Consider the following 16,505-nt stretch of genomic DNA (forward strand, 5'->3'; position numbering starts at 1 on the left):
TATCTCATCCAAAGTAGATTTATGTATCTTAAAATCTTCAGGAAGTCCTGCAGCTTTGTTAAAATCACTTCCCATATAGCCATCTTTATCTACACTATAACCATAGGCTGTATTAGTAGAAGTATTACTTATATCTGCTTGTTTGTATTTTAGAGTATAAATAGAGTTTTTAAATTCACTTGATATATCATAATTAGGAGAACTTGTCTTACTACTTATACTAAAATTAGTATTATTGCTAGTATTTGTTGTATTAGTAGAATTTAATACTTCACTTCTTGCTAGAGTTTGTGAATTTGCATTTTGAATTTCATTTAACTTACTAGCATTTTGTTTTAAAAAAGCATTAGCAAAACTTATTTTAGAATTTTCTTTACTTTCTTTATTAGCTTTTGCTTGTGAAAGTATAGAATTATAGTTTGAGTTATCATTGATGCTAAAGATACTCATATTAATTCCTTGATTTAGATTTTTCTGCCTTCAATCTAAATATATTAAAATAATATAAGCAAAATCTGTTCCGTTTTGGGGTGAAAAGAAAATATTTATCACACCAAAGGTAAGGTAAAATAAAAATTCTTAGGATCGCTTTGAAAACTTAACTCTCCCTTATGAGCGTTTATGATTTCTTTAGAAAGAGACAAACCAAGCCCATTGCCTTTAAGTTTTGTTGTTTTAAAAGCTTCAAAAACCAATTTCTCATCTTTTATTTCACAACCATTATCATACACTCTGATGCATATTTTTTCATTATCACAACTTGCTAAAATTTTAATCATAGGTTTTTCACATTCGCTTTCTTCTATCGCATCAATAGCATTATAAATCAAATTTTGTAAAACCAAACCAAGAAGAGCTTTATCGGCACAAATCTGCTTATCCAAAAAAGATATTTCAAAGTCTATTTGAGAAGTAAAATTATAAGAGTTAATGGCACTTTCACACTCTTCTTTTAACTCTAAAAGATTAAAATTTAAAGCATTGATGTGCACACCCTTAGTAAAAAGTAAAGTTGAATTTACGATACGCTCTACTCTGGCAATAGCCTTTTGGATTTCAAGAACTATATGCTTATTTTTAAGCTCACTACGAGCAAAAAGGGTTGAAGCAAGTAAAGATATAGATCCAATAGGATTTCTTATCTCATGTGCCAAATGAGCCGCTACACTACCCATGCTTGCAAGCCTTTCATTGCGTTTTTCATCGCTAATATCTGTAGCTGAAACTATAGTTTTTTCATTATGTGCTATGATTTTTACCGCATAAAACCTACCTTCAAATTCAAGCTCATCGCGAATTTTATCAAGACTAATGATATTAAGTAATTTTGGATTTTTCAAGGCTTCTTGATTTTGTAAAATAATATTTTTTTCTTTATCTAAAATCCAAAGCGCACTAGGCAACACCTCTATAATCTCATCAACCATTGCGCGTAAGGAATTATAGTTTTCATTTAAAGTTTTGTATTCATTTTCTATTACATAAGTTTGTTCTATGAGACTTTCTAAGCCTTTTTGTAGAGTTTCTTTTTCATTTGAGTCTAAACTTTTTAAAATACTTTCATTCATTTATCATTCCTATAATAAAATCTTAAAATCATTCAAATCAAATAAAAGCAAATTCTGTTCGCATATTTTATCAAATTCCTTGCTAAAACCATTTTTTGAGATTATAATATAATAATTTGGAGCCAAATTTAAAGACTTTGCTTTTGATTTTAAAAGATTTAAAATATTTTTACAAATTTTTTTATTTTTAAATTTAACTTCTCCGACAAAACACAAATTTTCATCTTGATAATAAAGATCAAGTTCTAAATTCTTATCCCAGTAACTTTGCACTCCATTGATATTGAATTTTTTCTCAAGCAATTCTCTAGAAAGCTGTTCAAAACAAAAACTTTGATAAAGTTCAAATTTTTCTTTAATGCATTCTAAAACTTCTTTATAGCGATTTTGCAAAATAAGCTTTTCATTGGGCTCTAAAAAATAAAAAAAGAAACGAGTAAAATGGTTGTTAAATATAATCTTATCTTGGACAACATAAGATCTTAGTTCTTTTTTGATTTTTTGTCTTTTATCTTTTATTTTTTTAGCTTCCTTACTATACTCAAGTTTTATTATACCTGTTTCTAAAAGATATTTAAGTGTAGATAAAGCTTTAAAATGCTGAATTTTTCTATTGATAGAAAAACGCTTGCGATTGTTTTTAGCTAGTAAAGTAAGAGCGTAAGAACTTGTTTCATCCAAGGCGAAATAACTTTTGATTTTTAGATAATCATCAAGCAAAATTCGCTCTATATTTGTAAATACATCGTCTTCAAAATTTAAAATGTTTAATTTTTCAAAACCTTCAAACACACTATAAAAATCAAAAAGCTTACTTAAAGATAAATTCTTATGCAAATCTACAAAGTTCTTAAATTTTATATTTTTCCTTTTATAAAGCATTTTTATAGTATAATTTTAGCAAATTTTTATAAGGATTGTATTTGCAAATTTCAGATTTAAAAAAAGAATTGATCTTAAAAAAAGGTATTTTGCATTTTGACTTCACAGCAAGTGCTTTAGCTCTAAAATGTGTAGAAAAAGAAATTTCAAAAATTCTCCCAACCTATGCAAACACACATTCTGATAGCTCTTTGAATTCTTTTAAAACTCAACAAATTTACGAACAAGCAAGAAAAGATATAAAAAAAAGTTTATCATTAGATGAAAATTTTGCCCTTATAGCCTGCGGAACAGGATCAAGCAGTGCTATTAAAAAATTTCAAGAATTGATCGGCATTTACATTCCCCCTCTTGTAAAAGAAAGATATTTTACGCAAATTGATAAAAATACCTTACCTTTAGTTATCGTAGGGCCTTATGAGCATCATTCTAATGAACTTTCATTTCGAGAAGGCTTGTGTGAATGTGTTAGAATTCTCTTAGATAAAAATGGAGAAATTGATTTTGATTTTCTAGAAAAAACTTTACAAAAAAACAAAAAAAGAAAAATAATCGCTAGCTTTTCTTTAGCTTCAAATGTTACTGGGATATTAAGTGATTATAAACGCATTTCTGAAATGGTTCGTAAATTTAAAGGGATAGTTGCTTTTGATGCATCTAGTTTCATTCCTTATAAAAACATATCTTGTCAATACTATGATGCGTTGTTTATAAGTTCTCATAAATTAATTGGTGGTATTGGCGGTTCTGGACTTTTGGCCATCAAAAAAGATCTTTGTGGAAACAAGCCTAGCTTTGCAGCAGGTGGAACTGTGGGCTATGTTTCTCGCACTTCACAATGCTACCTTTGTAATGAAGAAGCTTTAGAAGAAGGGGGAACACCTGGAATTTTACAACTCATTCGCGCTAGCTTAGCTTTTAAAATCAAAGATTCTATAGGGGTTAAAAATATAGAAAAAAAAGAAGAAATTTTAAAAGATTATTTTTTTGAAAAACTAAAAACTATACCTAATTTAATTTTATATGCAAAGAATTTAAAAACCCGATTGCCTATTTTTGCTTTCAATATCAAAGAAATTTCTCCTTTTGATATCGCTTACGAACTTAGTAAAAAATACCACATAGAAACACGCGCTGGATGTGCTTGTGCTGGGCCTTATGGTCATGATTTGCTAGGCTTAAAAGATAATCAAAAACTTAAAACAAAACCAGGCTGGTTAAGAATAAGCTTGCATTATACGCATGAAAAAGAGGATATTGATTATTTTTTCGATGCTTTAAATAAAACTATAGTAAAATTATCGCATTAAAATATTATAGTTTTATTATTATGTATAAAAATTCTATCTTCAAAAGCCAAATCAAGCGCTTTTGAAAGAACATCTTTTTCTATATTTCTACCTGCTTGTTGCATATCTTGCCAAGTAAATTCATGGTTTACAGGCGAAACAGCTTGAGTGATAATAGGACCTTCATCAAGATTATTATTTACAAAATGTGCCGTAGCTCCAATTATTTTAACCCCTCTTTCAAAGGCTTGTTTATAAGGATTTGCTCCTATAAATGCAGGTAAAAAAGAATGGTGAATATTTATAATCTTACCTTCAAAATGCCTAACAAAATCAGGAGATAAAATTCGCATATATTTTGCCAAAACCAAATAATCAAATTTATATTGTTCAAGACATTTTAAAATCTGATTTTCTTGCTCTTTACGATCTAAATTTTCAGCACTGATAAAATGATAAGGAATTTCAAATTTCTCAACTAAATCCTTTAAAGAGTTGTGATTTGAAATCACAGCTTTGATATTTGCTTCAAGTTCGTTACTATAATGCTTTATTAGCAAATCTCCCAAACAATGACTTTCTTTAGTAGCAAAAACAACAATATCTTTTTTTCTCTTCTCGCAAAGCTCTATCAAGGCTTCTTGTCCAAGCATAGCCTCAAGCGTTCCTATAAAAGCTTCTTTATCAAACTCACCTTCTAAAAGAGCACGAAAAAAAAACATTCCTTCGCCTACAAATTCATCGTTTTTTACTATATTGATATGATATTTAAAAATAACATCAGAAATTCTATAGATTAAACCTTTTTGATCTTTGGTGCAAATTTTTAATACAGAAATCATTTAGCTAAACCTTTTATATATTCTTTTAATTCATTCTCTCTTGCTTCTTGAATCTTTAAACCAAGAATTTTACCACAAAATCCAGCATTTATGAAATCTTTTGCTAAAATTTTACTTTCAAACTTATTCTCATAAAGTCTTAATCTTTTAGCTTGCTCAATACGCTTTTTACTCCAAAGTCCAAGCCATTCCTTCAAAGGCATTTCAAAAGCAATTTTTGCTAGTTCAAAATCACTTATATCATCAAGATAAAAAGCTTGATTTGCGTATTTTAGGTATTCTTTTTTAAGTTTGGTTCTTTTAAAAAATATATCTTTTTCTAAATTAAAAAAATTCAAATACAAATACAAGAATAAAGCATCGCTTTTTACAAATTCTCTACTTTGTCTGAGTAAATTTTGAAATTCCAAACTCTTAAAAACACTCTCAAAGCCAAAAATCTGTTTTTCTAAGTCAAGTTCTTGCAAATATCTATAGCCAACATCAAGTCTAGGGCTTTTAAAGAATTTATAAAGCTCCGCATTGATCCTATCTTTGCTAAGATCAGTTATATCCATACTTTGCATCAATTTCAAGCTTTCACTAGTTATCTTAAAGTTAAACCTTGAAGCAAATACTACCGCTCTTAATACTCTTAAACTATCCTCTTGAAAGCTTTGTTTGTCAATATGCCTTAAAAAGCCTGTTCCTAGATCTTTTAATCCTCCATAAAAATCTAAAAACTCATCGTTAAAAAGATTAATCATCATAGAATTTATGGTAAAATCGCGTCTTTTGGCGCCAAGTTTTTCATCATTACAAATTTGAACTTCAAAACCTTTATGTCCATAGCTTATTTTATTTTCGGTTCTAGCAAGAGCTAAATCATAATTTTTAAACTTATGCACAAAAAAACTTTTTCCAAGGCCTTGTGCGCCCAATTTTTGCATAATCTTTTCAAAATCTTTAGGTTTTATATCATAAAGCTCTATATCATAATCACAAATTTTTAAGCCTAAAAACAAATCCCTAACGCTACCTCCAACCAAATACGCTCGTTTAGTATAAGGCTTTAAAAACTCAGCGATAAACTGTAAATCGGGATTATTTTTTAAGCTTATCTTCGATATTTGCAAGCAAAAACTCTAAAAAATTTATGGTCAAGTTTAACCTATTTTCAAGATTATCTTTTTTTATGCTATTTAAACCTTCAAAAAGAACTAAAATTCTCTCTCTAAGATGTTTTAAAAAAATATCCTCATTAAGCGTTTGAACCTCTGTCATAACACTGGGATTTAAAATTTCACTTTGTAAAAAAGGCTCTTCTTTTTTAAACTCTTTATTTTCCTGAGTAGAAATTTCAATATTATTTTGTATTTTTTGCTCTTCTTCAAATTTTGCCATAGAAATTTTATCTTCTAAGTCTTGCGGAGTATCAAATTCTTCGCATACAAACTCCATAGGTGGTAATTCATCTTTTATTTCAGTTTTTCTGCTTAATTCTTGTTCTTTTAAAATTTCATTTTGTCTTCTTTGCTCTTCCATGATAGAGCTAACTTCGCTAATGGTTTTTTTAGCCAAATCTTCCAAATTCATATTTTTATCAACCACCTTTTAAATTCATTAATTTCTTCATCGCTTTTCATATTAATAAAAAAATCCAACATTTGAGTGTTTAAGTCTTTATGCTTGGATCTAAAACCACTAAGACGACGAACCGCATCGATAGCGTTTTGATTATCTGGATCTTCTTTTAAGATATTTTTATAAATTTCTAAAGCTTCGTCTTTTAACCCTTGAGCCTCATAGATAGAAGCTTCAGTGACTGTATTTTTCATCACTGTTTCCTAAAATTTTTCTTTAATTCTAGCAAAAAGCTTTTTAATTTATCTTTAAGAAAATAAGATGTTTTTTAATGTCTATTTTGTTTTAAACAATTTTTCTATATATTCTTTTTTTTCCTTCTCTAAACTAGAATTTAATTCTTTTTGTTCTTTTTTAACTTGCACTTTTAAATCTTGATTTTTAAAATACACATAATCAATTCCAAAAATAACACCAATTATAATAAGCAATGGGATTAAAAATACCATCTTTACACTTTAAGAAAATTGATTAAATACACTACCATAGTAGCGAACATTCTCAGCATTTTCATTTTTTTCTATCGTTTCTATTGCGCCGCTATTGATTGCTTTTTGGATATCATCATTTAAATCTTGATAAGAAAAAACCATATTAATACTGATAATATTTGGCAATTTCTCAAGCATTTTATAAGAGTTTAACTCATCTTCTAAATTTTCACTTTCAATCACAACTATAATCTTTTCATTTTCACAAAGTTCTACAGAACAAAAAGGAATTTCAGATATAGCCTTTTTTAAATCATTTATATATTCTTCTTTTGCTAAAATCAAAACACTAGAAAGATTATTCATCAATACTCCTAAACATTATACTATCACCAAAGCCTGAAACGATAAAATCTTTATTGTTTAAAAAAATAATAAACTCACTCATCAAATTTTCATTATTAAAAGTTTTAACAGGCTTAAAATCACTTGTGCTAAAAACTTCACTAACTCCAGCTTCGTTATCACTATAAACAGCCAATTCTCCATTAGGACTTAAAGCGCAAGTATATATCAAAAAATCTTTTTGTAAAAAATTTTGCTCTTCATTTTTTACAACTCCTATACGCCTATCCGTTCCACAACTTAAAATAACATTATTTTTAAAATCTACTTGATAGATATTATCTTTATGCATTTTATCATAGTTTTTTAACATCTTCCAATTTTTCAAATCAAAAAGCTCCACTTCACCACTCTCAAAACCTGCAACCAGCATACTCTTATCTTCATTTAAAACTGCATCATTAAGACTAGAATGAGAAAAATTAAATTTTTTTATATTTTTTAAACTTTTATCAATCAATTCTATTTCAGAACCAATAGAAATCAAAAGATAAGTGTTTTCATTGATAAAAAATGCTTTTATTATGCTATTTTCTTCGAGCTTTTTGATTTGTAAATTTTCCTTATAAAAACTTAAATTTTTAGCACCAAAATCACCCTCGCTAAGTATTAAAAGTGTATGTTTAAAAATATCAATGTTGTAAATTTTAGCAAAATCATCACCATAATAATTTTTAATCTTTGGCAAAGATAAAAGTTCTTTTAAACTTTTATCTTTAATGTTATATTGTAAAATTTCACCTTTATCAGTGCCTATATATAAGTTTTGCTTATCAAGCTTTAAAGCTGTTATATTGGCATTTAATTTCAGCTCATAAGCATAAGACAAAACACAAAAAAGACTCAAAATAAAAAGAAATTTTTTCATTTATTTACTTTACACCCTCATTAATCACATCAATTAAATTTGAACGACTTTTTAATTGTTCATTTTTAAATTCAGGTTTAAAGCTATTTCCCACCAAAGGTTTTGCATCGCTTTGTGGAACATGACACTGAGTGCAATTAAAACGACTATCGCTAATCATATCTCCTGTGGTTTTATTGTGTCTAAAATCATAATAATGACTAGCAGGAAGTGGAGTTGCACCAGCATCTGCTGCTATAGCCTTATCATGGCAGCTTAAGCACATATTGTTATCTTTAGTTATAGGTAACAAATCTTCAATAGCATGCGGAATTAATGGTGGTGCATTTTCATAAGAACGCTCAAAACGAGTAGATTCCCCAGGTTGTAAAGTTGTGAAATTTGCTTCCACTAAATTTACTTTATTTTCATTTTCTAAACTTGCTTTTCTAAGTCCAATTTGTTCCGAACTTACCCCACTATTCATTGCGCAAGCGGCAAAAAATACCACTGCAGCACTTCCTAATAAAACCAATTTCTTCTTCATCATTTATTCCTTAAATCAAAAATATTAAAATTCAAAGCATCATCATTACAAACTTCTATACACCTTGCACACCTTATACACTCTCCTGATTTCACACTAGTACTTTCTTTTCCAACCATCCACAAAACCTGTTTTTCAGGACAAATACGGATACATTCATAACATTTAGTGCATTTATCACTATCATGCTTTATTTTAAGCAAAGCAAAACGAGAAATAAAAGCATAAAAAGCTCCTAATGGACAAAAATGTGAACAAATTGCCCTAGGACTTAAAAAAGTATCGATACAAAAAAGTATAAAGGCTACAAAAATCCAAGAACTTGTAGTAAAAATAATCCCTCTATGTATTATTCCTATATAAGAAAAACTTTCAAACACAGGTAATGAAAATACAAAAGAAAGGACTAAAACCAAGACCAACACAAAATAGCGTAAATTTTTAGGCAAAATTAAAAATTTATTATTAAGGGTTAATTTATTTCGCACAAAAGTAGCAAAATCTGTGATTAAATTAACAGGACAAACCCAAGAGCAAAAAACCCTTCCTAAAAGCAAACCATAGATAAAAAATATAATCAAAGCTCCCATTAAAGCCATTAAATCTATACTCCAGCTTGCTAAAATGATTTGCAAAACCGCAAAAGGATCGCTTAAAGGTATGGTATTAAAAAGTCTAGAAGAACTTAAATTTCCCTGCAAGATAAAATCTGTAGCTTTAAAACTAAAAAGCGCTAAAATTCCAAGCTGAACGATGCGTCTAGCAATTAAATACTTCATCACAGTTCTCCATCATTTAAATAATTGGTTGCTTTTTTAACATTAAAATGTTTTGAAGTATCTGCATTTTTTATACGACCTTCATCTTTTTCATCCCAGCCTTTTACATAATGAGATCCTGCTTTTCCCAATACATACTCCCTTGGTAAAACACGAATGGCCGGTTTTTCAGTAATACAAGCAAGTTCACAAAGCCCACAACCTACACACACTTCATGATCCACACTAGGTAGTAAAAAAGCATGTTTGGCGGTGCGTTCATTGCGTTTAAGCTCAAGTTTTAAAGCCTTATCTATCAAAGGACAAGCTCTATAACAAGCATCACATTGAATTCCCCAGTGTGCCACACAAGAAGCACTATCAACAATAGCAATACCCATTTTCAAGGATTCTATACCCTGCTCTAAATGCTTTTTATCTAAAGCATCAGTTGGACATTCTCTAATGCAAGGAATATCCTTACAAAGATAACAAGGAATTTCTCTTGCTCTAAAAAAAGGCGTGCCATTTTTTGGACTATCTAACAAGCTAGCGAGCTTTAAAGTATTATAAGGACAGGCTTTTACGCAAAGCCCGCAACGAATACATTTGCTTAAAAATCTAGCTTCATCTTCAGCCCCAGGAGGACGCAAGGCATAATTATCATCGGCTTTTAAAGTCAAATTAACCAAAAATCCACCTCCTGTACATAAACATGCAGCCTTAAAGGCGCTAACGAAAAATTCTCTTCTACCTTTCATTTAATCAAAACCCTAAATTAAGCCTTATAAATTTTTACAGCACATTTTTTAAAGTCAGTTTGTTTTGAAAGCGGACAAGTCGCATCCAAAGTAACTTTATTGATATATACATTCTCATCAAACCACGGCACATACACAAGTCCTACAGGCGGTTTGTTTCTTCCACGCATATCTACTCTTGCTTTTACTTTACCACGACGAGATTCCACCCAAACCAAATCACCTTGATTTAAGCCTAATTTCTCTCCATCTTTCTCACTCATATAGCAAAGCGCTTCAGGGACAGCACGGTAAAGCTCAGGCACACGCATAGTCATAGTTCCACTATGCCAATGCTCTAAAACCCTTCCTGTTGCAAGCCAGAATGGATACTCTTTACTTGGTCTTTCAGGTGCTTTCATAAATGGCCTAAAGAAAATTTTAGCCTTATTTTTAATACTGTGCTCTTTTTCATCTTTAGGAGCTATTAAATCTCCATTTGTAAGCATTTTGTTAAAATCACCATAAAAAGCAAAATCTGAATTTGGAGCCGCTTTTTTAGCATAATAATCAAATTTAGTATTAAACCTCCACTGTGTTTCCTTGCCATTAACCACAGGCCATCTTAAACCCCTTACTTTATGATAGGTATCAAAATCCGCTAAATCATGGCCGTGTCCTAAGCCAAATTTACGATATTCTTCCCAAAGGTATTTTTGAACGAAAAAGCCATAGCCTGCAAATTCTTTTCCGTCACTGCCTTGAATTTTTCTCTCATCGCCTTTAACATCAGTATTATCAAAGCCTTTTGCGATAGCATCGTTTGGATTAAAGCTTTTTGCTTCTTTATTGGCAAATAGCACATCAAAAAGTGTATCATCTTCGCTATAACCCATAGCTTTTGCCTCTTCTAAAACGCTTGGCAAGGTAAGTTTATCATCTACTTTTTGTTCTTTCCAAACCTCTTTAAGCTTAAAGCGTTTTGCGAATTCTAAAATTTGCCAAGTATCACTCATGGCAGCACCTACAGGTAAAACTTGTTGTTTCCAATGTTGAGTTCTTCTTTCAGCATTACCATAAGCACCCCATTTTTCATAAATCATAGCACTTGGTAAAATAAGATCAGCTACTTTTGCTGAAATTCCAGGATAACAATCACTTACAACAATAAAATTATCCATTTCTCTTGCTGCTGCGATCCAGTGATTTGCATTTGCAGTGTTTTGCCATGGATTATTCACTTGCACCCATGCAAATTTAATTTTTCCATCTTCTAAATCTCTCATGATATTAAGATAAGGAGAACCTGGTTTTGGGTTGATGGTCTTTGCAGGAACTTTCCAAATTTTTTCAGAAATTTCTCTGTGTTTTGGATTTGCCACAACCATATCCGCAGGTAAACGATGCGAGAAAGTCCCTACTTCCCTAGCCGTTCCGCAAGCACTTGGCTGCCCTGTTAAAGAAAAGGCTCCACTACCTGGTTTAGCTTGCTTTCCTAGTAAAAAATGCACCATATAAGCTTGTTCATTTACCCAAGAACCTCTTGTATGTTGATTAAAGCCCATAGTCCAAAAACTTACGACTTTGCGATTTTTCTCTATGTAAAGATTAGCTAATTCTTGAAGTTTTTTCTTAAAATCTTCCAAAGACTCATTATCATCACCTTTGGCTACCTTTGCAGTGTATTCCAAAGTATAAGGGGCTAAACCTTTTTTAAATTCTTCAAAAGAAATTTCCCAGTTTTTATCAGCCACACCTTGATGTTTCATTTCGAATTTATCACCCGCTTTAACGCCAAGATAAGATAAAGAAGTAGCCTCTTCATCGTCTAAAGTGATTACATTTTCTTTTTCAACTGTATCTTTTTCACTTTCTTTAAATTTTGGATGATTTGGATTATTTCTCATACCATAACCAATATCAGCATAACCAGTTGCAAATACACAGTGATCTTTGATAAATTTCATATCCATAGCCTCTGGATGATTATAAACAATCTCTCTTGCTATGTAGTTCCAAATAGCCAAATCTGTATTTGGTTTAAAAATAATTTCAATATCAGCAATATTTGAAGTACGGTTAGAAAAAGTGCTTAGATTAACAACTTTGACCTTATCAAGATTACTTAGTTTTCTATCACTTACTCTTGACCAAAGGATTGGGTGCATTTCAGCCATATTAGCTCCCCAAGTGATGATAGTATCTGTAAGTTCTATATCATCATAACAGCCTGATGGCTCATCTACACCAAAAGTTTGCATAAAACCAACCACTGCAGAGGCCATACAATGTCTTGCATTTGGATCGATATTGTTTGTTCTAAAACCCGCTTTTGCAAGTTTTAAAGCAGCATAACCTTCTTGGATAGTGTATTGCCCACTACCAAAAATCCCTATACCTGTAACGCCGAGTTCATTGTAGGCTTTTTTAAATTGTTTTTCCATTTCATCAAAAGCTCTTTGCCAAGAAACCTGTTGAAATTTGCCTTTTTTATCAAATTCGCCTTTTTCATTCATGCGAAGCAAAGGCATAACAAGGCGATCTTCACCATACATGATTTTAGCATTAAAATAACCTTTGATGCAATTAAGTCCGCGATTTACGGGTGCTGCAGGATCGCCTTTTGTTGCTACGATTTTGCCATCTTTTCTGGCTATCATAATTCCACAGCCAGTTCCACAAAATCTACAAACAGCCTTATCCCATTTCCAATCTTCTTCTTGCGCGCCAAGCATAGAGCTTGGAACACTAAGTCCTGCAACACTAGCAGCACTTGCAATAGCGGTATTTTTAATAAAATCCCTTCTATTCATCCTTATTCCTCCAAAATAAAAAAATCATCTTATTATAAAAAATGGAGCATAAAAATCTCTTGAAATTTTAATAAAAATAATAATTTTAAAGCTCTATTTTATAGGAGTTTTATTGTCCTTTTTATATTATTCTTACACAAAATAAATATTAAAAATAATCAACTTAAAATAATAAAAAAATGAAGATGTAAAAATTAAGCCCTAAGAATGGGCTTAATCAAAATTAATGGCAACCACAACCACCGCAGCAGCTAGAACCACCAAAAAATGCATCAAGTTTTGCAATATCTGGCATTTCTGTGATTTCATTTACAAGTTCTTTATATGCCACTTTACCCTCTTTAATCACAAATACGGCACGAGCTAAAAGCCCTTCTAAAGCACCTTCATTTATCAAAACACCATATTTTTCACCAAATTCTTTTGCCACAAAATCACTTGCAACACTTAAATTTTCAATACCTTCTGTACTGCAAAATCTTCCCATAGCAAAAGGCAAGTCCATACTTACTATAATCACTTCAGCACCATTGTAGCTGGCTACTTTTTTATTAAATTCTCTAGCTTCTGTAGCACAAACTGGTGTATCTAAGCTTGGAACACTTAAAATGATTTGAGTTTTACCCGCTGCACCGATTTCAATCACGCTTAAATCTTTAGCTTTAAGATTTACCTTAGGAGCATCTGCTCCAACTTCTACTGAATTTCCTTTAAGTTTTACAGAATTTCCTTTAAAATTTACTGTACTCATTTAATTTCCTTTTTTGATATTTTAAACATTATTGCAATTAATGTTTTAGGAGCGATTATATCCTATAAACATTAATTATTTTTAATTTCACTGAAAATTATTTTACTTCTTTCCAAGTATATTTTTTCCACACTTTTTGAGCTTCCTTACTCTTAATAAAATCTACAAATTCTAAAGCTTTTTTATTTTCTAAACCTTTTTTTGTAGGAGCTATTTCAGCTGCACGATAAATCACTGCATTTTTATCTTTGATAAATAAAGCTTTATCATCGCCTAAAGCCTTTGCCCAATGAGACCAAATGATTAAAGCATCAATATTTGGATTGTTATTCCACTCATCTACAGCAGCTTTGGAATTTTTAGCATAAATTTTTATATTTTTACGTAATTTTACCAAATTTTCTCTTTTTACACTTTTTAAAGCCATATCTTCATAAAGTCCAACTTGTCCTGCACCATCAACCACCATAACATTTACGCCATCTTTTAAAATGTCTTCAAAATTTTTAATATTTTTTGGATTATTTGGACGCACGATAATGCCTGATGGACGCATATTTAAAACGCTTAAATTTTCTAAACTTAAACTTGGAATTTTTTAGCAAAATCATCCATCATTGAAGTATTGCCTGAAAAAATCAAATCTGCATTTTCTTTTGCTTTATCTATCCAAGCTGGAGTTGGACCTGCGGTTACAATCACCTTTTCTTTTGTTTTTTCTTCAAATTTTAAAGCAAGCTCTTTTAGTACAGGAGCAGGACCACCTGGACCATAAACTAAAATTTCAGCATTTAAAAAACTTGCTGCTACTAAACTTAAAAAATTAATATTTTTTTCATAAAATAAACCTTTCTTTAATAATATAACTTACTTGAAAGAAAATTCTATCAATCTATAGTTAACTCTCCCTTGCAAAGCCCTGCTTCTATAAGAAAACGAGAAGGAGTAAAAGAAGTTTTTTTGTTTTTATCATATTTAGCATAACTTAAATAAAGTATATTTTTTGCCCTAGTTACCGCAACATAAAAAAGTCTTCTTTCTTCTTCTAAGCTTCCACCCATTCCCATAAGCTTTTGATTAGGAAAGCGACCTTGCGCAAGATCAATCACAAAAACAAGATCAAATTCCAAGCCCTTACTTGCATGCACGCTAAGCAAATTAACTCCTTTGCCACTACTCATTTCGCTTGCACCTAAAGTTAGAAAATTATAATACTTGTAAATATCGCTATAATTTTTTGTAAGCTCTTTTAAAACATTGAATTTTGTTTCTATTTTTTCTAAATTTTCACTCTTTCTTAATAAATCCACCTGCCCTGCTTTATTTGTCGCTCTTTTGGTTGCAAGTTCTTCGCAAATTTCTCTATAAAAAGAATTTTCACAAATTAAATTGACTAAAGTCAAAGAATGTTTTATTTCCATAGCTTTTTTTAAAAAAAGATAGATTTTTTCCAAATTTCTAGCGCACAAATCATTGATTTTTGAAAGTCTTAAAATAGGATGTGCATCAAATTCACTCTCAAATTTAAAACGAGTTTCGCTGGCTAATTCTTCCAAATCTGCAAAAAGCCCAAGTTGATAATTTCTTTTTTGATGATTTTGCAAATTTACATTTTTATCAGGATCTAAAAAACCTTTTATTAAATTTCCATGCCCTAATTTTAAAAGTGCGTCAAAAATTTCTTTTGCTAAAACTCCACCCACACCTTTGGTATATTGAACCAAATGAATAAAAGCCATGATATCTTTAGGATTTACCACAAGCGCAAGCATGGAGCTAAAAGCTTTAACTTCCAAACTTTCAAAAAAACTTCCACTTCCCTTTCTCACACTTGCAATGCCCTGCTCCCTTAAAGCTACTTCAACCCCATCAGCACTTGAGTTGTTGCGAAAAATCACGGCAATTTCTTCCAAACTTACTCCGCTTGTAAGTATCATTTTGGCTATATTTTGATACTGATCAAATAATTCTTCAAAAGTAAGCAAAGATGGGGCTTTAAACTCATCATTTCTTGTAACAATAAGTTCTTTTGGATATAATCTTTCGTTATTTAAAATCACTTTATTAGCCAAAGCTAAAATACTTCTTGATGAACGGTAGTTTTTATTTAAAGAAAAAATTTTTGCATCTTTAAAACGATCTTTAAACCCACCTATGATATTAATATCCGCTCCATTAAAAGCATAAATACTTTGATCATAATCCCCTACGCAAAACAAACTTTTACTATGAAAAGCCTCTATTAAGGAACTTTGCAAAGTATTTGTGTCTTGATATTCATCCACTAAAATTTCATCAAATTCATATTTTTCTTCTTTTAAAAGCTCTTTTAGATTGATAAGTAAGTCATTAAAATCTACATAATTAAAACGCTTTTTTTCATTATCATATTCTTTTAAAATATCTTCATAAATTTCAGCATAAATACTTTGTTCTTCATAGTTTTGACAAAACCAAGTATAAAAATCTTGATTGTGTGCTTTGTTTTGAAACAAAGAATAAAGATCATATAAATAACTTGATTGATAAGGTTTTATATCACTTAAATGCCTAAAGGTTCTTTTTTCATAGACACTTTTAAGTAGAGTTTTTAACTCGCTTGCTTGCTTTAAAATTATATTTTTATCCGCATTTCTAAGTAAGGTATAAGCCGTACTATGAAAAGTTCCTGCAAGTATTTTACTGGTAATATTTTTATCAAAAAATTTCCCTAAACGCCCTATCATTTCTTTACTGGCTTTATTTGTGAAAGTCAAAAGCATAATTTTTTGAGGTGTCACTCCCTTGCTTAAAAGATAAGAAATTCTTGCAACAATAGTAGAAGTTTTTCCCGTCCCTGCACTTGCAATAACAAGATTGTGTCCAAAATCAGCAGTAGCAGCAAGATATTGTTCATTATTTAATTTTGAAAGTGGCATTATTTTCCTTATAAAAGTTAAAATTATAAAAAAAAATTACTTAAAAATATAAAAATTTAAAATTACTTTATATTAGATTATAGTACAATGC

The 16,505-nt window shown here is 30.4% G+C and carries 17 protein-coding genes and 1 pseudogene; 1 reads left to right on the forward strand and 17 read right to left on the reverse strand.

The features are described from left to right. The 3 genes from AJ939_RS09920 to AJ939_RS09930 form a co-directional block, all read right to left on the reverse strand. On the reverse strand, window positions 1–450 hold a 450-nt coding region (locus tag AJ939_RS09920; protein ID WP_410002383.1), incomplete at its 3' end, for a Cj0814 family flagellar-dependent secreted protein. 98 nt (window positions 451–548) lie between these two features. Continuing rightward, window positions 549–1,568: a fla regulon two-component system sensor histidine kinase FlgS gene (gene flgS, locus AJ939_RS09925; RefSeq protein WP_044794323.1), complete on the reverse strand. Its 1,020-nt coding sequence runs from the start codon at window positions 1,566–1,568 to the stop codon at window positions 549–551. A 9-nt stretch (window positions 1,569–1,577) separates the two neighbouring features. Next, window positions 1,578–2,450 (reverse strand): DUF234 domain-containing protein, encoded by an 873-nt coding sequence (locus AJ939_RS09930; protein WP_070276069.1) that lies wholly within the window; start codon window positions 2,448–2,450, stop codon window positions 1,578–1,580. A 35-nt stretch (window positions 2,451–2,485) separates the two neighbouring features. On the opposite strand from AJ939_RS09930, the gene AJ939_RS09935 reads away from it, so the two are divergent. After that, window positions 2,486–3,760 carry an aminotransferase class V-fold PLP-dependent enzyme gene (locus AJ939_RS09935; RefSeq protein ID WP_079860499.1) on the forward strand — a complete coding sequence of 425 codons (1,275 nt, stop codon included), beginning with the start codon at window positions 2,486–2,488 and terminating at the stop codon, window positions 3,758–3,760. Here AJ939_RS09935 and purU read toward each other — a convergent pair. From purU to AJ939_RS10005, 14 genes and pseudogenes are all read right to left on the reverse strand, one after another. After that, entirely contained in the window at window positions 3,757–4,581 is an 825-nt protein-coding gene (gene purU, locus AJ939_RS09940; RefSeq protein ID WP_002852510.1) for a formyltetrahydrofolate deformylase, read from the reverse strand. The two genes, AJ939_RS09935 and purU, sit on opposite strands and share 4 nt — an antisense overlap. Beyond that, a complete protein-coding gene (locus AJ939_RS09945) occupies window positions 4,578–5,696 on the reverse strand; it encodes a CCA tRNA nucleotidyltransferase (RefSeq protein ID WP_032599965.1) in 1,119 nt (372 codons plus the stop codon). The genes purU and AJ939_RS09945 overlap by 4 nt, the downstream gene beginning before the upstream one ends. Further along, the gene (locus tag AJ939_RS09950) at window positions 5,665–6,156 is read right to left on the reverse strand and encodes a CiaD-like domain-containing protein (RefSeq protein ID WP_002861429.1); all 492 of its coding nucleotides are present in this window, start codon (window positions 6,154–6,156) and stop codon (window positions 5,665–5,667) included. Before AJ939_RS09950 ends, AJ939_RS09945 begins: the two co-directional genes overlap by 32 nt. Beyond that, complete coding sequence (locus AJ939_RS09955; RefSeq protein WP_002859818.1) at window positions 6,153–6,401, reverse strand: tetratricopeptide repeat protein; 249 nt, start codon at window positions 6,399–6,401, stop codon at window positions 6,153–6,155. Before AJ939_RS09955 ends, AJ939_RS09950 begins: the two co-directional genes overlap by 4 nt. 78 nt (window positions 6,402–6,479) lie before the next feature. Then, the gene (gene tatA2, locus AJ939_RS09960) at window positions 6,480–6,653 is read right to left on the reverse strand and encodes a Sec-independent protein translocase subunit TatA2 (protein ID WP_002852615.1); all 174 of its coding nucleotides are present in this window, start codon (window positions 6,651–6,653) and stop codon (window positions 6,480–6,482) included. 9 nt (window positions 6,654–6,662) lie between these two features. Beyond that, window positions 6,663–7,001, reverse strand: a complete 339-nt coding sequence (locus AJ939_RS09965; protein ID WP_002852435.1) for a chaperone NapD — start codon at window positions 6,999–7,001, stop codon at window positions 6,663–6,665. Further along, window positions 6,994–7,908 (reverse strand): WD40 repeat domain-containing protein, encoded by a 915-nt coding sequence (locus AJ939_RS09970; protein WP_052859197.1) that lies wholly within the window; start codon window positions 7,906–7,908, stop codon window positions 6,994–6,996. Before AJ939_RS09970 ends, AJ939_RS09965 begins: the two co-directional genes overlap by 8 nt. Window positions 7,909–7,912: 4 nt before the next feature. Next, complete coding sequence (locus AJ939_RS09975; RefSeq protein WP_010891887.1) at window positions 7,913–8,437, reverse strand: nitrate reductase cytochrome c-type subunit; 525 nt, start codon at window positions 8,435–8,437, stop codon at window positions 7,913–7,915. Then, window positions 8,434–9,216: a quinol dehydrogenase ferredoxin subunit NapH gene (napH, locus tag AJ939_RS09980; RefSeq protein ID WP_074497852.1), complete on the reverse strand. Its 783-nt coding sequence runs from the start codon at window positions 9,214–9,216 to the stop codon at window positions 8,434–8,436. Before napH ends, AJ939_RS09975 begins: the two co-directional genes overlap by 4 nt. Next, entirely contained in the window at window positions 9,213–9,953 is a 741-nt protein-coding gene (napG, locus tag AJ939_RS09985) for a ferredoxin-type protein NapG (protein ID WP_070276071.1), read from the reverse strand. Before napG ends, napH begins: the two co-directional genes overlap by 4 nt. A gap of 17 nt (window positions 9,954–9,970) precedes the next feature. Next, entirely contained in the window at window positions 9,971–12,745 is a 2,775-nt protein-coding gene (napA, locus tag AJ939_RS09990) for a periplasmic nitrate reductase subunit alpha (protein WP_044780312.1), read from the reverse strand. Window positions 12,746–12,968: 223 nt separating this feature from the next. Beyond that, window positions 12,969–13,496, reverse strand: coding sequence for a thiol peroxidase (gene tpx, locus AJ939_RS09995; protein WP_070276072.1), 528 nt, complete (start codon window positions 13,494–13,496; stop codon window positions 12,969–12,971). 97 nt (window positions 13,497–13,593) lie between these two features. Further along, window positions 13,594–14,360: pseudogene (gene peb2, locus AJ939_RS10000) on the reverse strand (AcfC family adhesin PEB2). A 23-nt stretch (window positions 14,361–14,383) separates the two neighbouring features. Continuing rightward, window positions 14,384–16,414, reverse strand: coding sequence for an ATP-dependent helicase (locus tag AJ939_RS10005; RefSeq protein WP_052950163.1), 2,031 nt, complete (start codon window positions 16,412–16,414; stop codon window positions 14,384–14,386). Window positions 16,415–16,505: the final 91 nt, after the last annotated feature.

Source organism: Campylobacter sp. BCW_6889 (assembly GCF_001762535.1).
Lineage (GTDB): Bacteria > Campylobacterota > Campylobacteria > Campylobacterales > Campylobacteraceae > Campylobacter_D > Campylobacter_D jejuni.